General features: G+C 42.2%; 23 protein-coding genes. 18 read left to right on the top strand and 5 right to left on the bottom strand.

What is annotated here, in order from left to right; all coding sequences use genetic code 11:
- Positions 1 to 31: 31 nt before the first annotated feature.
- From GTQ43_RS34020 to GTQ43_RS34010, 3 genes are all read right to left on the bottom strand, one after another.
- A complete protein-coding gene (locus GTQ43_RS34020) occupies positions 32 to 3,343 on the bottom strand; it encodes a plasmid replication protein, CyRepA1 family (RefSeq protein ID WP_265277157.1) in 3,312 nt (1,103 codons plus the stop codon).
- A 1,128-nt stretch (positions 3,344 to 4,471) separates the two neighbouring features.
- Positions 4,472 to 4,654: a hypothetical protein gene (locus GTQ43_RS34015; protein WP_152592908.1), complete on the bottom strand. Its 183-nt coding sequence runs from the start codon at positions 4,652 to 4,654 to the stop codon at positions 4,472 to 4,474.
- A 98-nt stretch (positions 4,655 to 4,752) separates the two neighbouring features.
- Positions 4,753 to 4,947 carry a hypothetical protein gene (locus GTQ43_RS34010; RefSeq protein ID WP_265277156.1) on the bottom strand — a complete coding sequence of 65 codons (195 nt, stop codon included), beginning with the start codon at positions 4,945 to 4,947 and terminating at the stop codon, positions 4,753 to 4,755.
- A 296-nt stretch (positions 4,948 to 5,243) separates the two neighbouring features.
- On the opposite strand from GTQ43_RS34010, the gene GTQ43_RS34005 reads away from it, so the two are divergent.
- The 16 genes from GTQ43_RS34005 (at position 5,244) to GTQ43_RS33930 (ending at position 14,545) form a co-directional block, all read left to right on the top strand.
- Entirely contained in the window at positions 5,244 to 6,359 is a 1,116-nt protein-coding gene (locus tag GTQ43_RS34005) for a ParM/StbA family protein (RefSeq protein WP_265277154.1), read from the top strand.
- 3 nt (positions 6,360 to 6,362) lie between these two features.
- Positions 6,363 to 6,596, top strand: a complete 234-nt coding sequence (locus tag GTQ43_RS34000; RefSeq protein WP_190959740.1) for a hypothetical protein — start codon at positions 6,363 to 6,365, stop codon at positions 6,594 to 6,596.
- The gene (locus GTQ43_RS33995; protein WP_265277153.1) at positions 6,593 to 6,817 is read left to right on the top strand and encodes a hypothetical protein; all 225 of its coding nucleotides are present in this window, start codon (positions 6,593 to 6,595) and stop codon (positions 6,815 to 6,817) included. Before GTQ43_RS34000 ends, GTQ43_RS33995 begins: the two co-directional genes overlap by 4 nt.
- A 95-nt stretch (positions 6,818 to 6,912) precedes the next feature.
- The gene (locus GTQ43_RS33990) at positions 6,913 to 7,119 is read left to right on the top strand and encodes a hypothetical protein (protein ID WP_163937935.1); all 207 of its coding nucleotides are present in this window, start codon (positions 6,913 to 6,915) and stop codon (positions 7,117 to 7,119) included.
- Positions 7,120 to 7,158: 39 nt separating this feature from the next.
- The gene (locus GTQ43_RS33985; protein ID WP_265277152.1) at positions 7,159 to 7,395 is read left to right on the top strand and encodes a hypothetical protein; all 237 of its coding nucleotides are present in this window, start codon (positions 7,159 to 7,161) and stop codon (positions 7,393 to 7,395) included.
- A gap of 8 nt (positions 7,396 to 7,403) precedes the next feature.
- A complete protein-coding gene (locus GTQ43_RS33980; RefSeq protein WP_265277151.1) occupies positions 7,404 to 7,598 on the top strand; it encodes a hypothetical protein in 195 nt (64 codons plus the stop codon).
- Positions 7,599 to 7,693: 95 nt separating this feature from the next.
- Positions 7,694 to 8,056 (top strand): hypothetical protein, encoded by a 363-nt coding sequence (locus tag GTQ43_RS33975; RefSeq protein WP_265277150.1) that lies wholly within the window; start codon positions 7,694 to 7,696, stop codon positions 8,054 to 8,056.
- 384 nt (positions 8,057 to 8,440) lie between these two features.
- Positions 8,441 to 9,166, top strand: a complete 726-nt coding sequence (locus GTQ43_RS33970; protein ID WP_265277148.1) for a hypothetical protein — start codon at positions 8,441 to 8,443, stop codon at positions 9,164 to 9,166.
- A gap of 69 nt (positions 9,167 to 9,235) precedes the next feature.
- Positions 9,236 to 9,913 carry a hypothetical protein gene (locus tag GTQ43_RS33965; protein WP_265277147.1) on the top strand — a complete coding sequence of 226 codons (678 nt, stop codon included), beginning with the start codon at positions 9,236 to 9,238 and terminating at the stop codon, positions 9,911 to 9,913.
- A gap of 148 nt (positions 9,914 to 10,061) precedes the next feature.
- Positions 10,062 to 11,360 (top strand): IS4 family transposase, encoded by a 1,299-nt coding sequence (locus GTQ43_RS33960; RefSeq protein ID WP_265273659.1) that lies wholly within the window; start codon positions 10,062 to 10,064, stop codon positions 11,358 to 11,360.
- Positions 11,361 to 11,506: 146 nt separating this feature from the next.
- A complete protein-coding gene (locus tag GTQ43_RS33955; RefSeq protein WP_265277146.1) occupies positions 11,507 to 12,556 on the top strand; it encodes a hypothetical protein in 1,050 nt (349 codons plus the stop codon).
- Positions 12,557 to 12,727: 171 nt separating this feature from the next.
- Positions 12,728 to 12,994, top strand: coding sequence for a hypothetical protein (locus GTQ43_RS33950; RefSeq protein ID WP_265277145.1), 267 nt, complete (start codon positions 12,728 to 12,730; stop codon positions 12,992 to 12,994).
- A gap of 109 nt (positions 12,995 to 13,103) precedes the next feature.
- Positions 13,104 to 13,493 (top strand): hypothetical protein, encoded by a 390-nt coding sequence (locus GTQ43_RS33945; RefSeq protein ID WP_265277144.1) that lies wholly within the window; start codon positions 13,104 to 13,106, stop codon positions 13,491 to 13,493.
- A 31-nt stretch (positions 13,494 to 13,524) separates the two neighbouring features.
- Complete coding sequence (locus tag GTQ43_RS33940; protein WP_265277143.1) at positions 13,525 to 13,749, top strand: hypothetical protein; 225 nt, start codon at positions 13,525 to 13,527, stop codon at positions 13,747 to 13,749.
- Positions 13,750 to 13,801: 52 nt separating this feature from the next.
- A complete protein-coding gene (locus tag GTQ43_RS33935) occupies positions 13,802 to 14,053 on the top strand; it encodes a hypothetical protein (RefSeq protein WP_265277142.1) in 252 nt (83 codons plus the stop codon).
- A gap of 60 nt (positions 14,054 to 14,113) precedes the next feature.
- A complete protein-coding gene (locus tag GTQ43_RS33930; RefSeq protein WP_265277141.1) occupies positions 14,114 to 14,545 on the top strand; it encodes a hypothetical protein in 432 nt (143 codons plus the stop codon).
- An 18-nt stretch (positions 14,546 to 14,563) separates the two neighbouring features.
- Here GTQ43_RS33930 and GTQ43_RS33925 read toward each other — a convergent pair whose 3' ends face one another.
- Entirely contained in the window at positions 14,564 to 14,740 is a 177-nt protein-coding gene (locus GTQ43_RS33925) for a hypothetical protein (protein WP_265277140.1), read from the bottom strand.
- A 557-nt stretch (positions 14,741 to 15,297) separates the two neighbouring features.
- Here GTQ43_RS33925 and GTQ43_RS33920 point away from each other — a divergent pair.
- Positions 15,298 to 15,447 carry a hypothetical protein gene (locus tag GTQ43_RS33920; RefSeq protein WP_265277139.1) on the top strand — a complete coding sequence of 50 codons (150 nt, stop codon included), beginning with the start codon at positions 15,298 to 15,300 and terminating at the stop codon, positions 15,445 to 15,447.
- Positions 15,448 to 15,677: 230 nt separating this feature from the next.
- Here GTQ43_RS33920 and GTQ43_RS33915 read toward each other — a convergent pair whose 3' ends face one another.
- Positions 15,678 to 16,364, bottom strand: coding sequence for a hypothetical protein (locus tag GTQ43_RS33915; protein ID WP_265277138.1), 687 nt, complete (start codon positions 16,362 to 16,364; stop codon positions 15,678 to 15,680).
- A 767-nt stretch (positions 16,365 to 17,131) separates the two neighbouring features.
- Between GTQ43_RS33915 and GTQ43_RS33910 the strand changes: the two genes are divergently transcribed.
- Positions 17,132 to 18,337, top strand: coding sequence for a protein NO VEIN domain-containing protein (locus tag GTQ43_RS33910; protein ID WP_265277137.1), 1,206 nt, complete (start codon positions 17,132 to 17,134; stop codon positions 18,335 to 18,337).
- Positions 18,338 to 18,404 lie beyond the last annotated feature (67 nt).

Here is an 18,404-nt window from a genome sequence, read left to right as displayed (position 1 = left end):
CAACGGTATCCGTATCTCGGCTCAATACGTATCATGCCATCCATTCCACCCAATCGGGCACAAGGGACACCAGTTGAGCAAACTTATCAGGATCAACATCCTCAAACTCCAGCATCACGCCGCAACGCTCATCACTCGTCAACGTACTGAGTAATTCTTTTACAGCATCAACCCCATCCTCTAAACGTTCAATAGCCAGCCGAGCATAATATTTAACCTGCTCCCACCAAGAATCACTGAGTTGTTCATCTGTGTCCATACCCCCCCGATTATTACTTCCATCTTCATTAATGGGGGGTGTGGACGGAGCATTAATCCCATACTGAGCTTGCATTCTAGCCGCATAAGCCGCATCTCGCTCAAGTGACTCTTGCCGCTTTCGTTCCCTCTCTTCCCGTTGCCTTTGACGATACTCTAATACCTTCTGGACAAACTCTACATCAGAAGTATTGAGGCGATAGTACCTAACGCGCTTACCATCTTCAAGCGGTCGCCGTGATTCGGTGGACAGTGCGAGTTGAGAAAGATACTGTCCCAAAATCCATACAGGAGATTCATCGAGGGGAATGGTCAGGTTGAGAATCCCCTTAACGTGAGAGGCATTGCGTTTTGAGAACTGGGCCAAAACCTGAATCATCGCTTCGTCCCCTTTAATCTCAACCCCAGACATGAGATCCATCAACACTGCCCTCAATCCCAGCCGATGACGCATAAGCCAGGACGTAGAATGGTTACTCCAGTCGGTGCAGATGCTCAAGCGTTCACGCTCCGTTTTATCCCGCTCCACCACAATATTCGGCGGTGCAACAAACTCTCGCCCCTGGTCATCGGTAATTGTCTCTCCGCTTGGGGCTAAAATTGCCTCCAGTGCGACTATCTTCTTAATTAACCGCCCCCCATCGTCTTTTTCAACCAATTCCGGGGTAACGCTCATGCCGTAGGAGTCCTGAATGCGAAACTTCTCACATTCCAAAGCTTCTTCTGGTTTGAGATAGTCTTGGTGCTGCCTAGCCGCATAAGTCCTTCTATCAATATCTTTGGCGTTAGCCACCTTGCGAAAATGCTCCTCATCGATGGCAATCCCCGCAGCCTTCATCCACCGGGAAGCACCCTCATCGGTTGCATCACCCACAGGCGCAATAGTATTGCCCATTTCTTCAAGTAGCGATCGCAGATCAGCCCGTAAATTATTGATAGACCAATTCCTTTGCCCCTCAATCTGACAACTGGTATCCAACGCCCAATCCTTCTCAGCCCCACGTTTGCCCGTTTCCCGGTTAATGCGAATCAGAAACGCGGTCATTTCATTTGTCTGAAGAATCTTTTCTTTAATGCGTCGGGCATTAGTTTCGGCGTAACCAAATGGAGGACGAGGAGCCACCCAAACGTACATGGGGACATTTGGACGATACCGCCATAATTGCTGGGCGCATTCTGTAGCCGACTGCGAGACAGCATGAAACACGCCAAACACGGCATCAAAATGATAGCTGGAAATGTCAACCCCTGAACTGAGACTGGGAGTAATTAAAAAAGCGTCAAGATCCTTAATGGCAATGTTAATCTCCCTAATGAAAATCACATTCTCTTCAGACCCGCTATTTTCCGAGTGAATAGCCCACACCCGTAACTTGCGGTCTTCGGCTGATTCCGGTGTTTCGTCGCTATCATCAATTGCGGAACCATCATTGAGCGCTCGTTCTAACTTTTTGATGAAGCGCTTACTGTCACTGACCATCATCAGTTTTTTGCCCAACATCAGTTGAGCGTGAAACTCGGCAACGATTGCGCTGCTGTTTTTCCCCTCGTACCAATGAACTTGACGACCACCTGAGCGATACAGGTTTTTGATGATGAAAGGTTTTTCGCCAGTCGGTCGCAAATTCATGAAAAACTCAATGGTCAAATCATCGAGGTGAGCGTCTGCTAATACTACCAGCTTGGCATTGTAAACCAGATACTCCAGCACTTCCAGGATAGCCCCACGATGTTCCTTGCAGGTTTTGGACTTGAGCAGATGGGCGAGGTACTGACAGGCTTCATCAATAAATAGAATGTCATAAGCCTGTAAATCGTTCGCCATTTTATACAGAGAATCCACGGTAATGCTGAGAGCCTTTACCTGACCCCAGTCCCCGCAAGAAATTGCGGAGTACATTGCTGTTTGCAAGCGATCGCTGAGATTCTTGAGCAAAGTAACCCGATGCCCATTGTTCAAAAAGCTCAAGTTTGGGTTCTCTCTTCTGAGAACTGCCAAGATTTCAGTCTTTCCTGTTCCCATATCGGAAACCAAACCAACTAAACCCGATTGAGGTAGAGAGTGAATTGCAAGCGAGAGATAGCGAGTATTCACCGTTACATTGGGCTTGTACTTATGGAGTCCCCTGGCTCGGTTAATGAAAAATCTTTGCTTGTACTCGCTGATTCTCAAGGCATCAGCAATCATTGTGGTGACGGCTTTATCCGCTTTTTTCCCCAAAACCACAACCCAATCGTCAATTCCTTTCTCTGGCCCTGGCAGTAGCGCTACTTCACACTGGCAGCAAAGTTCTACAATTGCGGAAGCTGTGCGGCGTGTGGCTTGAAAAATCTGCTGTTTGGTTTTGGGTTTGCTTTCGTAGTCGAACAGAACAACGAATTTACGCCCCTTTTGAGTCATTGGGACTAAATCAGGGTGAAGTCTTTCTAAATCCTCCTTGCCCACTCGGCCATTCCAGATTCCAGGGAGTGCGATCGCTACAAATCCCAGTGTGAGGAGACAACCTGCCTTCTTCTCGCCCTCCGTAAGGATTACAGGGATTTCTGGATGTGCCATTACCCAAGCCCAAAAACCTAACGCCTCTCCCTCCGAGGTAATGGTAATATGTTCTGGCATCGGCACGTTATACCGGAGTGATACCAACCGCCATAAATGTAGGGGCATTCTCAAGTAGGTAACTCGGTTGGGAGTTTTGGGTGGTGATTCGTACTTGACTGGCTTTTGAGTTTGCTGCTGTGTTGTCTTGTCCCATTCAAGGCAGGGGTAATCTGGTTTCATCCGTCCCCAGTCCATCGCCAACCAATCATTAAGCGGGTCAAGTCCGCTAACCCACCATGCACCTGCTTCCGCGTGGGCATATCGTTTCAAGTACCCATCACGCAGTCGCCCATCGTTACGTCTGGCAGTTTGAGGTAGGGCGCATAACAGATATTCGTATATTGATGGCCCTGATAGAGAACGGACATTCAAAGCTGTTAACTTTGGGTCAACACCTGAACCAACAACCCATTCTTGCCAATGGCTTTGAGTTAGCTGGTCGTTTCCATTAGCTTCATTGATGCTAATTACATTGGTTTGTGCCATTTTGATAACCTCCGATAATGGTTGTATTCATCGGAGCTACCCACTGTTAATGGCTAAAGTAGCAGTGCTGATATCAAGTGTTGCCAATGGCTAACCACTTTATCTCTACTCAGTAAAGAAAAAATTTCAGATTTACAAGAAACCAATCGTCTTGACTAAAAGGCCTGAAATTAAGAGCATGAAACTCTCATGATTAGTTTTATAGGGTTGATGTCACCTGATTAAAGCTGTGCTAACTTTACCTCAACTACGCAGACATTGTTAAACTGAGATTGCTATATAAACGGTTAGTAGCCTAATTGCTAGGCGTATGTCTTGCGTATGGGCAGCTAGCCGATTTCTTATTTTTTACTTGCTTCCAAAGCTGACCAAGCGGCTGGTGTAATGTTTGGAATTAGTTTATGAATAGTCAAAAATGCAGAAATCAGCCCTATGCTTTAGCTCAAGGCAAAATAAAACAGCTTTTAATTGAAAAAACAAAATATTCACGATGCTATCCTCATATACGAGGCATCTAGGCTTAAAATTCATCCCTAAATTATTTGCATCTAAGTAGCTCTTGCTGACATTCCGCTTTAAATCTAGAGTCGGGGAAAATTGTAGCGCCAGATGCCTTTTTTGCAATTTGTCCAAAAAAAGGCATAAAATATCCGACCCTGTATGCTAAGATTGCGAACAGGGGTCGAGTCGTGAGGCCTCGTTAGTTCTTCAAACAATTTGGTGTCTGTCTGACCCGCCAAAGTCTTGGACATCAATACTGTTATCTAACGACTCCCCTTACCATTTTGACTATCCGAATATACTGCTAGTGTCGTTGCCCCCTCCTTTTTGTATTGATTGATTTCAGTCTGATTTGCAGACTTACTTTGGTAAGGTTAGCATGAAAAGCTGCTTGACAGTATCAAAACAGGCTAATCTGTTTTGTTTTGCAGGCTTGCAAATACTCAGGCATTTGCCTGAAAAACAAATCCACTCGCGCTATCCACCCTTTCAATAGACAGTTAACTCTTGAAGCAGTGTGCTTAAGCAGTTGAGTAAGCCATTTTATCAACGGTGCTAGATGAACTAGCACCGTTTCAGTTTTTTCTAATCGAGAACATATATTTTGAACCATGTTTTCCTTTAATACTATTCGTGCGGTGTTTGGTGCTGTTCGGTTAACCATTGCAGTGCTAGCACTCTTAAAATGTGGCTCATATTCGTTTTCATGCTTGTGCAAGCCTGCTTGAGTTGCTCTCGTTCATCTTCCAGCATGAAAACCCTGACCTCTGCTGCACCTTCTTGCCGACTGGTAACTATTGGAATGCTCATAATAAGCTCTGTTTGGCTAGCTGTGTTATACGAAACTTGCTCATTAGTATAACATTCAGGCGAATTTCTGTGTGATACGGATGAAGAGATTTCTTCTGTTAATTTTTGTGATGACTCTGGCTCAATAACTTTTTTGGAGGTTCTAGATACCCCTTTTGTACTAAGACTTCTTTTATAAGTTCGTCCAATAAGCTGCTAACAGTTTTATCCTCATCCTCTGCCCATCGCTCTAGCGCTTGTTTTACATAATCGCTTGTGACAAACATTACTCGTGGTCTTTTACCTGCTGGCATTTTTTAACTTTAAATTGTGTACCTCAGTCAAGACAGTAGCTAATTCTCAGATACTTAGCTACAATCTGTCTGATTTTTTTTTGATAAAAGTAAATTAATTCTTCTATTTATGCTGATAATTCTCTGAGAAAATGCTACTTTAAAGTTGTCAGCCAAAAACAGCCACAAAACAAAGGCAACAGAAGCCAGAAAGTGATGCTTTGGCTTGCCCCTAACTGGATATCTGGATTTGTCTAGATTTGCCTAAAAATCAACGCCAAGCCAGAAAAATCAAGACTTTACCAATCATCTGAACCATGACAGCTATATATTCCAATGCCAAAAATTGGCTAGTCCAAGCCGACTTGTTAGCCAAATCCGGGCTAACTGACCTTATCGCCGGAAAAGACTCAGGTGCAGGGTATGGCAAGGCAATCATCAGTGACTTTTCGATCATGATGCCTGCCGCATACTCACTTGTTCGCAACCGCAACATCATGCACCACGAAACCATCTCAAAAGATGGGGCATGGGTGCGGTATGTAGAAGGAACGCGTCTTGACTTAAAAGACGTTCAATTCTTCTGGGGCAGTGCAGCTCTAGCTCAAAGTGACCACACTTTACTGCACGAAGATAAAGCCAAAAAAGCAGAACTGGCACTAGAAAGCATTCTTGCAGACTTAGCAGTTCTGAATATTCCTTCGGGGATAAAGCTTTCAATTAGTTTGAGCAACCACAACCCCGAACGCTGGGCGACTGAGATTAAGCGCAGAGTTGAAGGGACTCACACCTTTGAGCATCTGCACCCTGTAACCCGTTCCATTGTCACCAAGACAGTTGAAATCGTAGTCACAGGCATTTATCCCGAAGGTTTTGGCAGCATTGCCCACTGCTTATTCGGTGAAGCGTCCCTGGTACTAGACCCCTCAGAATTAGCGATCGCTCTCGATATCGGTTCATCAACTTGGTTGATTACCGTGTTCAACGGTAGCGGTGCAGTGATTGACAGACACCTGATTGAAGGTGGAGCGGGTGAACTGCATTCGATGATTGCAGAAGCCCTCGACAAACGAAACGACAGAGTGAGTCTGCTGTCCAAGGACGTGAAGCACTCGCCCAGCTTGGTGAACCAGGGGATTCTAGAAGGCACTTTCACTTATGGCGGCAACCACCTCACAGGTAAAAAATTTGAAACAGAGTACAGCCAGTGTCTAGATGAATGGTGGAGTACCAGGATTGAGAAATTCGCCAATTTCGTTACCTCCGGTAATTACCTCGATAGAGCGAAATACCTTGTCGCCTGGGGTGGGGGTGTTTCGCTGCCAGTGGTGGATCAAAACTTAGCCGGTTTAGGCTTTGTGGTCTTGAACAATCCCCAATTCATCAATGCTTTGGGGTTGAAGCTATTAACTCAAATTGCAAGAGGAGCTTAATCAATGAATTACGAATCTCGGCGTATAACCATCTCCTACCTAGCAGTAATTGAATTGTGCAAGATTTTTGATTTACCCCAAGATGCGCCAACACAAGCACTTTCAGCAGGTGTAGAGAAACTGATTTTTCAACACGGTAATGTGCAAACATCACCAAAACCCGAAACAGCACAATCTACACAGCCCAATAAATCAGCACTTAGCGCAATGGTCACTAATTTCAAAGGGGCAGCATGACCAAATCCAGATTTAGAAACACGGTTTTAGGCATTGGTGCAACAGCAGCAGCGATCGCAGTTGGCTATTTCGGAGTGCAGTACTTCGGTCGTAACAATATGTTCACCATCGCCGCAGCCGTGGGTGGTGGAGGGGCTATCAGCTATGTACTTCAAAAACCGAGTCAGCCAGAAGCACCAACCGCACCGATAAAAGCTCAAAGGAAAAGAAATAAGTTGTGAGATCCCAAACATGATGCAGACACAACCCCAGAAGAGGACTAGCTCTCATCATCAGTAGTTCGGGCAAGAGTATCGTATAGAAAATAGGAGGAATTATGTCACAGTCCGGGTTTGAGGCGCTTAAAGAAATGATTTCTAGAAACCTCGATAAAGGTAAAAAAGGAGAGACAACCTTTCATGGTGAACCGTCTGAAAATGTCGGCCCAATTTTAAGTGCAGCTAGCGAATTAGGTTTAGAGCAACACACTGTTTTGAAGCCAAACGGGGAGACTTACAAAATCACTCTCAAGCGAAAGAATTAGAAGTTACGCGATAAAAACCCAAAGGAGAAGAAAGAAGTCATGAGCAACCAAGACACCGTGCAGACACAGCCAAGCCTAACAACAACCGAAATAATGACCATCATCCTGGGTTGCGAACAAACTCTAAGGTTTGTGCAAGCATCCCCAAATTACAAGCAAATCGAAGCCTCCGACCGATTCAGTACATCGAATGACTTAAAGATGGGTGATGCTGTGCAAGCTTTGATGGAGATTCACGAAGCAATCCTAAATATCGAGTTCTACTCCCAAGTTTGAGGAAGCAAATGCTTTCAATGACAGCCTTGCAACGTAACCACCTCTACCAATTCCGTGGTCAACAACTGCGCTACAGCCACCGTTCTAATTGTCGAGTCAATGCCCCTTTCGTTTTTAACGACTCCAAGGGCAGGCGAAAAGAATTAAGTCAAAACCAAGTGCAGAGGGAGGTTTTTGAACTTGTTGAGTTTTGTGAAAACTGATGATGAAGCGATCGCACCTGCCGGCAAGCTTGGCGATCGCCTAATCAGGATGTATCTCGATACGCAAAACGATTTGTACTTAAGGATTCTAACAAATGACACTTGACTACAAAAATCCCAACGATTGGGGACGCTCACCGCTAACTGACCGCGCCTTGAGACTACAGCAAATCAAAGCAGAAAATCCTAAACAGTGGGCGGCAATGATTGAGGAAGATATCGAGGCACTCTCCATGTCAGTTAACGCAGAAGGCACAGAATTTAGAGACACGTTAGCACATACCCAATTAGGAGCTAATGCGGAGAAATTAGGGGGATGGGATAACGCGATGATTATCGCCAATGCAATAGAACGTGGTGATATCGAAGCAGCGAGAGAATTGATTGTCAATTACCCAGAATCACGCGAGTTAGTTGAGCGAGTTATTACTGTTTCTGAAAAATACAGGCAGCGATGAAGTTTCACATTAACCCAATAATCTGGATAGCAATTGGGATTAATGCACTATCCCTCGGCATCGTGACTAGTGCTGTTATCTCCAAAAGAATTGGTTCAGATAGCGCAATAACTGAACGGGCGAAAGGATTAAACTTAATAGCCCAACACTTTAAATCTGATACGTGCTGGACATCCAATAATTCAAAACCTTTCAAGCTCGGTGATGAAGTAAATACCCCAGGTTCTCTAACTGGGAAGCTCCCCACTTCCTGTATTAAGAGCGTAAAGACTGGACAGATTTTAAAGGTTGTTTACGCCGAAGGGCGATTAATAGTTTCTCAGATTTACTCAAAAACTGAACTAAACAATCAACTATCAATTCTTAAAGAGGACACTGATTTAAATGAAAAGTCGTCAACAAAAAAGTGGTGAACCCAAGAAGAATATTGCTGTCTCTATTCAAAAAATAGTAGCAAAAGTATTTGGGTTTCTCAGGGAAGTATTAAAGTTAATTTGGCTGATAGCCGAGAACTCAATGCGGCTAATTACCTTTGCATTCTCGCTGATCGTAAAGCTGTTAGCTAACCCCACAGCCCCTTGTATAGTGGCCATCATAGCCTTTGTAGCAGTGTGCGCCGTGGCAACAGCACAATGGGCTGCGATCGGAATATGGCTTGGTAAGTTATTTGGCATTTCGGGGCTATGGAATATCGGCACAGCTACTTGTGGTATTTTGCTGGGATTAGGGATAAATATTTATCAACTTTCACCCGAACTTTGGAAGATTAGGCAGGATATTTCACGGGCATACTTGGCTTTAGGAATTGATGTTGAAAGTAGTGAACGCTTTGATAACCCAGAAGAACGACTGGAAAACTGGTTGACTCTTGACCACGGAATGTTGAAATCAACTCGGCTAATCAGTTATGCCATAGAAACTGCATTAGTTTTATGCTATGCATTCCTCGCTACAGGATTGAATTTTTATGCTCTAATCATGGCTGCAATAAGTCTGCTCCTGCCTGAGAAATGCTTACTTCTGGTGAGCAGCACAATCTCTGTGTTAGGTCAGGTTTCCGACAAGATGGGCGACTCTGAACCTGAAACAGACCATGTAAATTTCACCTAATTAAAGGAATAATCCCATCCAATATACGCTGGGTGGGATTTTATTAATTAAATTAAATTACCAATTCCCATGTTAGTAACCAAATCCTTGTCGCGTGACCCATTAAAAGCCTTGTTCTTTGCCCACATCGAGGAGCAAGATTCTGATACACTGCAATCAAAAATTAAAATAATTCAGCAATTTATAAGGGAACTTGAAGAGTTAGAATGCAATAGCGAAAACCAGTCTAACTTCCTGCATTGGGCATCAATTGCTAGTGGGTTCTCAGGATGTCTCGCTCTAACCGGAGTTACCTTACTAAATCCTATTTTAGGTCTAATTGTAGCGAGTTCTGCGGTCAGCAGTGCAGGAGTAATAATTAGTGGGAGCTACCTGAGAAATCAGAAAGTTTCTGAAGTTGTGCAGAAAGTTAAAAGATATAGATTAGCTCTTAACTCCAGCACTCCTAAAAACTGGGCTATTCTATGGCATTTGTCTGGGTCAGAACTATTCCTTGATAGCCTGTGGGATGCATCAAAGGGAAATATTAATCATAGGGGTCATTTAATCAGAAATGATGGTAAAAATGCCTTAGCAGTAGCTACCGATTACTCGGCTGAACGGATGGGGATATCTCGCAATGAGCTTCTTGCTCAAGCACAGACAATAATCTCTCTTGACCAAACAAGTATTCACACTCAACCAACTTTACTTCAAGCAAGCAATGCCCATGAAAGTGCCATCCCTGCGGCATTGGTGACAAGTTAAGGAAAAGGAGAAATTGTCAAGGGTGATATTTGTAGTGTTCAAAAATAGTGGGAAACTCAATCTAGACAAGTAATTGAGCGATTGAGACTTAGCCATGACCACCAGCAAAAAAACCAATAGAGACCATGCCAAAAAGAAACACAGACCAATGGTGGAAGACGAAGTAATTGCAGAGCAACTGGAAAGATTACTGACACCAGCGATTACAAATCAAGAAAATTACTACCGAAAACTAGGACTCAGGGAACGGATACTGAATTTACCATTGATGATGGCTGCGGTGCTGACCTTGTTATGGAGAGATGTAGCAGGAGTCAGGGAACTGACAAGAATGTTAGCCAGAGACGGTTTTCTGTGGTGTAATCCCACAAAAGTTAGTCAACAAGCAGTATCACAGAGATTTTTGACATTTCCATCAGAATTATTTGAAAAAGTATTTAAAGATTTATTGCCTAGTTTGAGAGCGGCTTGGCATAGTAGAAATAAACGTCCATTACCAGAAAGTATTCAGTTTACATTATTAAAATTCGAGAAAATTTGGATAGTAGACGGGTCAACACTGGAGGCATTGTTTAGGAAAATACAAAGTTTAGAGGAAGCTCAAAGAGGACAATTAGCAGGAAAGATGAGTACAGTCATTGATTTAATGACCAGATTACCTGTAGAAATTTGGTTTGAAGAAAATCCTAAAGCTTCTGATACTAAACTAGAAGAAAATATCCTAAATTTAGTTAGAGCCGGAACTTTACTCTTATTAGATAGAGGTTTTTATCACTTTAACTTTTGGCATCAATTAATCGAGAATAAAGTTGACTTTATTACCAGAATAAAGAAAGGAGCAGCAATCAAAGTAGAACAGGTGTTGACAGATAGTTATGGACTGCGAGACCGGAAGATACGTCTCGGTTCTGGCACTAAAAAGACTCCGTTTATAACTTTACGTTTGATTGAAGTAAGGTCGGGAAAAACATGGCATTCTTATTTAACCAGCGTCCTAGACCCTCATGTTTTACCCCCTTATGTAGTAGCAGATTTATATCGGCGGCGTTGGCGAATTGAAGATGCTTTTAATATAGTCAAAAGACTCTTGGGGTTAAGTTATTTATGGACAGGTTCAATTAATGGAATTAAGTTACAAATTTGGGCGACGTGGTTATTTTATGCGGTTTTAGTAGATTTAGGTGATGCCGTAGCGGATGAACTCTCTCTACCCTTTGATGAAATCTCATTAGAAATGATTTATCGTGGTCTTTACCATTTTACAATGGCTCATCAAAAAGGTAACACAACAGATACTATTAAGTATTTTGCTGACCCTCAAAATCGAGATTTAGGTATTATCAAACAGAAGCGAAAACCAAACGTTAAGTTAATTGTCGCTCCTTTTCCTGATCTCCAACGAGGGTCTGACCAGTTTTTTTTCAGCGATTCTCTCAAAGCCTCTTGACAAAAGACTTACAGCTTTAACTTGTCACCAATGTCCCTGCGGTATTAAACCACACTCTCTCCTCAGCACCGAACCATCACCAAACGGCATTAAATATTCTTGATGCACTGGTATTAACTGCTGATAATAAAACCTTGGGTGGATGTGTGATTATTGCCTCTCCGGGTGCAGGGAAGACTACGTTTCTAGGTACAGCATGGGGGAGACTCAGAACCAAATATGGTGATAAATTCCAATCTCTTGCTGTGGTGGTCAAACAGAGTGATGTCGCCTTTTTTAAGAGATTCGCTACTCATGCGATCGCTGTGAAAGACAGCCCCGTAGCTGCGGCATTGGCAATCATCAAGTTTATCGACTGTGGAATGAAAGGAGGAAAAATAACCCGTGTGTTCCTAGATGACTTTTTGACAATGAATTTGTTGTTTGAGAATGCCCTTAAGAACGTCTGGATTGACCCCGGTAGCTACGCTATATCAGATAAGAAAGAGTTGGGGTTAGTGTCATTAGCAGGGCATTTACAGGCAACTCTAAATGAGGCTTGGTTGGTAGGACGTGAATATAATTTATCTCTCTGGGTAAGTTCTCACTCACCCAACCTAGATGCATTACCCTTTTGCGGAAGTAGAGATTCGCGGAGCGTTGGGGACATTATATTTTTAGCCAAAAATAACAAGCGGGAATTCATTGAGCTTGCACTAAGCAATGCCCACTTAATTAGCAATGGCGCAAAGCGATCAGAACTCAAGATTTTACTTGATGGACTAGACTCTGGAACTGAACCTTTGATTTTGTCTAATAATAATAATTGGGTGCTTGGTGTAGTACCTAATTCTATTTATGCCGAATATCAAACTTACAGAGAGCAGTGTTTAGAGGCTGTGGATGCTACACAGAACAGCGTAGTAGAGCAGAAAACCTCTATTCAACAATCCGATACAAGGCAGCAGCTTGAACGTTTTTTAGAACTTCCTTCAGCCGAAAGGGTTAACATTCCCAACCTATCTATAATTGCGTCTACAATTCTGGAAATCATAAAATCTGGTAATCCTCCGGTGAAGTTCGACGCGGTTAGAAAATCTCGTCGGTGGGGAGAGGAAGCACCAATCACCGCTACTGTAAAAGAGGGAATTAGTGAGTTGATAACACTTAAATTAATCGACGGAGATAACGAAATTGGCTATACCCCCACGGCATAACCAGGAACCAGGAACGGGATACAGATGGCAGACATAAGCCCCAGTAACGACGCAGGAACAAGGCTTGTAGCGTTCCTGTTCCTCGTTCCTCTATTTGTTCCTTGAGTGTGTTCCTGGGTTCCAAGTACGCAAATAGTATTTACATTAATAAGTTTGTTTCGGAGCATTTCAATGTACGACATCAAAAAAGAATCAATCCCAACAGAGCATAACCATGAAACAGGTTACGCCACCAATTATCACTTACAAGATTTGACTTGGGCGGAACATATTTCTATTTGTCCAGGACAGGAAATTTATTCTAAATCAATGTATGTAGAGGTAAGCGGAGAGATTTGCACTACATACAAATATCCGTATCAATACAAAGAAGAAAGCCCTTGTTTGTATGAGGGAATAAGGTATGTCGGCAAGCGCTTACCTGCCAAGCAAAGTTAGGTCAGTAGACAAGTAAATATTTTCCCAAAATTGGGAATAATCACCAACCATCTGGGTAATCCTGGATGGTTTTCTGGTTTACTAGAAGATAAGCTTATGGGTGTTCATCATGATTGATTTACTGTCCGAGGATTTAAAGCACTCCGAGAGATACAAGGGTTGTAGCATTGATATTTGGCGTGATGACAGGCGCGGCTGCTACTTGGCTGAATTATATGCCCCGGTACGCAATAGAATGTTGTTACAACAAAGGCAACCATTCTCAGATATTCAATCGGCTGTAGCTTACATGAAAGAACAGATCGATAAATACTATTCGCAAGGTTGGTATAAAGACTGCATTATTGACGTGTGGTTTGATCCATACTTGTACTCCTACTTGGCTGAATTATATGTACCTGTGCAATCAGAAATGGTGTCACAAGAAAAGCAAGCATTCTCAGATATTCAATCAGCCCTAGCTTACATGAGGGCGCAAATCGATAAGTTATCCTTTTAATATCCGTGTGCTGCATTTCGGAGGAATGTCCATGATCCACAAAGTTTTCATGCCTAATGGAAAACAATTAGCCAGTCACGACGCTTGGATGATGATGCACCCGGCAATGGATGCTGATTGTCAATTTTCAGTGGGTGATTTGGTTGAATTAGAAGAAGGGATTTTTGTTCTTAATGAAGATATTAACCCAATGAAATTAGCAACCGACAAGCAGATTCAACAGGCTCTATTGCAACCAAATAGTTCAGATTTGTAATCTGATACGTTGAGTTATCACCCAACCAAAAAGAGTAAAACTTGTTAGTTGTATGAAATTCTCAGATTTACAGCGCGGCGATTTATTTTGTTTCCCAAGCGGCGAAGACACCTACAAAAAAATAGGAGATACACTTGCAATGCCCTTATGCAGCCGAATGAATCACGTAGCAGATGTGCGTGTGGGAACTGAAGTTATCGGCATAGAACCAAGCGCTTACTCGCGTGATAGAGAGGAAAATATGCCTGACTTTGAAGGGCTAACCTGGGAGCTTCAATGCCTTATGGCAGAAATGGGACAGTAGTTTATCTGTAGTGATCTGTTTGACAAGCTTTTTTAGTTTTGCGAACTGTGGTCAAAAATTATGCAAGCGGTATTACCTGAAACCGAACTGATTTTAATTCAAATTGCAGAAAAATACTATCCGCACACACACTTTAGGATAATCCCCGAATTTAATTTTAAAGTAGATAATTGGATAGAAATGAATTTTCTGGCATATCTTAGTGAATCTACTTCTGAGGATAGGCCACATAGTAATCCATTTCATAAATATTATCGAAGAGATAGATTTGATTTTAATCTAGCTTTTGCATTGAAAGATACTCGTTTATTTTTATCCGGTGATTGGCATGAAGTCACCCTTACGCTGCATTATAGTTTGGCTGGCGGCTGTTCGTGGTGGGATGAAGGGGTTCGGATCGCTCGTCCTCATCCTCATGGTGATAAGTTAGAAGCGATCGCGCAAGAGATGTATCCTTTATTGAGACAAGGTGATAAATTTACAATTGCTTAGAGTAGCAGGTAAATAACCTTAATCAGGTTTGGGCGCATTTACATCAGGGTAGAGAGCGCGATATTGTGACCACTGCTGTCGATAAAACTCTATCCCAGGCTGAGTAATAACCAGCTTGGTTGAGTGCTTACTGTCTTTGTTCCAGTAGCCAACTTCTTTGACTAAGCCGTTATCTGTTCCGTAATAATCTCGCAATCTCAACCAAGTCCATTGCCAACTAAACCCGGCATAATCCCCAAAGCTTAAGCCACTATCTATCCCTAATTCACCAGCTTGATATGCTGGGCATCACCGTGCCAAATTGGGAAAATTGTACGCTAAGAAGCTGATGCTAACCTCAACGCTATGAAAATAAGTTGTTTTGAGCAAATGGCATACCTCTATTTATCATTTTTGGCTCGAATTAGTCTTTCCAGATGGTGCAGAGTACTAGCAATACTCTGCACCAATCAATTGAGGATAAACAGCCGCTCACGGGTGCTATAGAAAAGCGAGGGGCTAAGATGCTTGCTGGATAACGCTTTTAGCCTTAGCGTACAATTTTCCCGTTTTGGCACGGTGATGCCAGTGTTATTTAACACAAGCTGTTGGGTAACTTAAATATAGATACCAAAGTAAATTTATTAGGTAATTTTTAATATGACTCTTTAGTAGAACTCATTCGAGACAAATTAAAAAAGTAGCGTTTATCGAATCGGCGTTTGACTGCCATAACAACACGACTAACAATCTTCTAGCACTAACGAAACATAATGGCTAACGACAAATCAAAAGAAACTGACTTACCTCGCCGTCGCAGAACAAGGGACGATGATATTGCTGATAAGCGAAAAGAGTATACTGAAAAAATCAAACCATTGCCAAAAGACTTGAAATTTACAAGCTATGATGATGTGAAATAGTCCTATCCCGTCAGATGACACTTGGCGGGTATTCTCGGATCACAAGAAGCAAAATGCGGATTACACAAGCTGATATGTCGCTTTTCTTCGGAGAAGGGAATTAATGGAAACTTGCTATGCCTGATGGCAAGACCGTTCGTGCGGCGTAGCAAACAAAAGCTAGTCTAGACAGTACAAAACTCGCTCAACTTGATGCTGGGCGAGTCTCAGCTTATTTAGCTGACACAAATTTAGCCTTGTGTTCTGGCTCTATTCAGTGCTTGTTCATCGACAACAATTTGTCCGTCAGTCTGCACCCATCGCCACAAGCCCTGCAAGAAGTTCTCGTCAGGACAGTCGCCTATTGTGACGATATCCAAAAGTTCAGCCCCGCTACCTTCACTACGAATGTACCCCAGTGGTTGATCATTGAAAGTTCCGATAATTTGCTTAGGGATTTTTGAAGCATTGATCAGGATATCGCCCAAGTGTTTCTGAAAAGCTGGTAAACCGCCTAACGGTTTCCAATGTTGATGAAACGTATACATCCTGTTTTCATCAAATAATCTATGTGCTAAACCATCAAAGACAATATCTTCATAGCCAAAAACCTCTATGTAACCAGGGAGTTTTTCCCAATCAAAATTGTTCTTAGGCATCCAAATAGCTTTTACTATGCGATATATATTCCATTCAGCTTCTTTATTCTCATACACTTCATCGTCTAATAATTCTACGATGTGAGTTACTCTCGCTCCTTGTATCAGTAGCATTAGATCACCCTTGAGAGGTTCTTTAGCATTAGGTTTATCTTTATAATTACGCCAGTGTAGACAAAAAATATTCGTTCCGGGAATAGCCATATCATCAGGATCACTGTAAGCCCAACGCCCTTGATCTTTCACGTTCTTCAACCACTTCAACTGTGATAAATCCATAAATTATTATCGGGATAAATTTTCTTGAAAATACTGCTTACTTGTCAAACATGACCCAGAATTCCGTAAACTGCTAGGTTTGTCCAACCCTATATATAAATTGCCCAAGATCAAGCCTGTTTCTGCTCGTTCTCCAACACCGGGAAGTACCGCCGAGTGTTAAGGGGTTTCTTCCACCCAGTCAACTCATACAGGTACTCATCAGGGTCTAGGTTAAGCATCGTTGCCCATTGATTGATTTGACTGCCGTTGATGTTTATCCGCTCACACAGGTCAGTCTTAGTTAGCCCGTAAGTTACTCTCGTCTAAACCCAGACAACTAGCGGGTATTATCTCAATCGTGGTTGGTGGTAGCAATTGCTGGCGCATCCAGGGAGAGCGATCGCTTTTAATCGGCAGTCATTATTGAGATACAGCCTAACTTTAAGGTAAAAGGTCAACGGTTCAGTTCAGATGAATTGAAGCGACTGTTTAACGAGTTGGTAGAGGCGAGTCTTTAGTCTGGCTCGTGCTACCCATTTACTTATCGGAACTCAACTTGAGAGAATCCTACTTCTGATAAGTAACTCCACCGATCGCACAGTTTGAGGAATTAACCAAAGAGTAGATTCATGGGTGGCAGGAGTCACCCACGTTTTTTATAAACTTCCGAAAAATGAAAGCCGTTTATCAAGTCTTTATTAATTTGTGATGTAATTACTGATGCCTGACTAAAAACAGAAAGGTCAAGCTGAAAACAGCCAACATCAAAATTATATTTATCAAAAATGAAAACGTTAATATTTTTGTGCAATGAAGATACCGAAATTGACATCCGCAAAAACATAGAGGACGCAAAAAAACAAATTGCTGCTGAGAAATTTTACAATACTACGTGGAGTTCGGGAAATAATACCAAGATTAAAGTTGGAGATAGAGCTTACCTTAAACGAACAGGTAGCAAACCGCATGGATTTTTTGCTGCTGGTAAAGTTCTTGCTGCACCTGATAGCTGCCAGTTAAGAAAACAAGATGAGTATAATCATCTAAGTGAAGCTTATTTTAATAGATTCTATGGAAACAGTTTTATGGTGACTCTTCATATAGATTCTGTTGTTGATTTTGATCAGCCTTTAGAGCAAGAAAAATTAAAGTATATGCCTCAGTTCAAGGGGGCTAATTTCAAATTTCAGCAGGGAGGATGTGAGTTTGATGAAAGATTTTGTGAAAGTTTAGATTCGGCTTGGGAAGTCCATTCAATGCCTCTTTCGAGGAGAGGATCTGGTAAGCGTTTAGTTGATATTTTCTGCGAGAAGGGCAAGAATCACAAGGATGAGATGAACTATCAAGATGCTATTAAAGCATACAACCAGGCACTTGACATTCAGCCCGGATATTCAAAAGCCATTAATGCCTTGAACTTGTGTGAAAGTCTACTAAAGAAGCAAATTGCTAAAAAAATATCTGAAACTGAAGAAATAAAACCTGATAACACCTCTGAGGAATCAGAATCTTCAAACACCTTAGAACCTAGTAATGAAGTTGAAATTATTGAAAACATAAGTATAGTCTCAATTCCAGAGAAAAAAGAAAACGAAGAAGAGGCAGATTTACTAGGTGCTGGTTTTGGCAATTATCAAAAAAACAAAGAAGTTGAGAAAGCCGCAATTGATTTTGTAATGAAACAGTATAATGGCTGGAACATTCAATCTGTTGAAAGAGATAACGTAGGTTACGACTTAATTTGTACTAAAGATTCCATAGTCAAAAATGTTGAAGTAAAGGGTGTTTCTGGAAAGGAACCAGCTTTTATAATTACTGCCAACGAAGTTGAGCAGGCAAATAAAAATCCTAATTTTGTGCTTTGGGTTGTCACTTCAGCACTTAATAGCCCAAAAGGACACTGTTGGACTGGATGTGAAATGTTGTCTCAGTTTGAGCTAAAACCAATTCAATACATGGCTCGGCAACGTCCAATATTTAAAGTTGAATAAAGCGAACTCAAACAGCACAGCAGACCGTTTAGCATGACTTTAGGACACGCAGCATTTGGGCGAGTAA

Origin of the sequence: Nostoc sp. KVJ3, assembly GCF_026127265.1 — a bacterium.
In the GTDB taxonomy this organism is placed as follows: Bacteria; Cyanobacteriota; Cyanobacteriia; order Cyanobacteriales; family Nostocaceae; genus Nostoc.
This window is presented reverse-complemented; position numbering and strand designations above follow the sequence as displayed.

Coding starts and splice junctions, on each gene's coding strand:
- GTQ43_RS33980 (WP_265277151.1), top strand. CDS start 7,404: ATGCTTTCAATGACAGCCTTGCAACGTAACCACCTCTACCAATTCCGT.
- GTQ43_RS34020 (WP_265277157.1), bottom strand. CDS start 3,343: ATGGCACAAACCAATGTAATTAGCATCAATGAAGCTAATGGAAACGAC.
- GTQ43_RS34015 (WP_152592908.1), bottom strand. CDS start 4,654: ATGAGCATTCCAATAGTTACCAGTCGGCAAGAAGGTGCAGCAGAGGTC.
- GTQ43_RS33930 (WP_265277141.1), top strand. CDS start 14,114: ATGCAAGCGGTATTACCTGAAACCGAACTGATTTTAATTCAAATTGCA.
- GTQ43_RS33990 (WP_163937935.1), top strand. CDS start 6,913: ATGTCACAGTCCGGGTTTGAGGCGCTTAAAGAAATGATTTCTAGAAAC.
- GTQ43_RS34010 (WP_265277156.1), bottom strand. CDS start 4,947: ATGCCAGCAGGTAAAAGACCACGAGTAATGTTTGTCACAAGCGATTAT.
- GTQ43_RS33945 (WP_265277144.1), top strand. CDS start 13,104: ATGATTGATTTACTGTCCGAGGATTTAAAGCACTCCGAGAGATACAAG.
- GTQ43_RS33970 (WP_265277148.1), top strand. CDS start 8,441: ATGAAAAGTCGTCAACAAAAAAGTGGTGAACCCAAGAAGAATATTGCT.
- GTQ43_RS33975 (WP_265277150.1), top strand. CDS start 7,694: ATGACACTTGACTACAAAAATCCCAACGATTGGGGACGCTCACCGCTA.
- GTQ43_RS33915 (WP_265277138.1), bottom strand. CDS start 16,364: ATGGATTTATCACAGTTGAAGTGGTTGAAGAACGTGAAAGATCAAGGG.
- GTQ43_RS33985 (WP_265277152.1), top strand. CDS start 7,159: ATGAGCAACCAAGACACCGTGCAGACACAGCCAAGCCTAACAACAACC.
- GTQ43_RS33950 (WP_265277145.1), top strand. CDS start 12,728: ATGTACGACATCAAAAAAGAATCAATCCCAACAGAGCATAACCATGAA.
- GTQ43_RS33965 (WP_265277147.1), top strand. CDS start 9,236: ATGTTAGTAACCAAATCCTTGTCGCGTGACCCATTAAAAGCCTTGTTC.
- GTQ43_RS33935 (WP_265277142.1), top strand. CDS start 13,802: ATGAAATTCTCAGATTTACAGCGCGGCGATTTATTTTGTTTCCCAAGC.
- GTQ43_RS33910 (WP_265277137.1), top strand. CDS start 17,132: ATGAAAACGTTAATATTTTTGTGCAATGAAGATACCGAAATTGACATC.
- GTQ43_RS33920 (WP_265277139.1), top strand. CDS start 15,298: ATGGCTAACGACAAATCAAAAGAAACTGACTTACCTCGCCGTCGCAGA.
- GTQ43_RS34005 (WP_265277154.1), top strand. CDS start 5,244: ATGACAGCTATATATTCCAATGCCAAAAATTGGCTAGTCCAAGCCGAC.
- GTQ43_RS33940 (WP_265277143.1), top strand. CDS start 13,525: ATGATCCACAAAGTTTTCATGCCTAATGGAAAACAATTAGCCAGTCAC.
- GTQ43_RS33960 (WP_265273659.1), top strand. CDS start 10,062: ATGGTGGAAGACGAAGTAATTGCAGAGCAACTGGAAAGATTACTGACA.
- GTQ43_RS33995 (WP_265277153.1), top strand. CDS start 6,593: ATGACCAAATCCAGATTTAGAAACACGGTTTTAGGCATTGGTGCAACA.
- GTQ43_RS34000 (WP_190959740.1), top strand. CDS start 6,363: ATGAATTACGAATCTCGGCGTATAACCATCTCCTACCTAGCAGTAATT.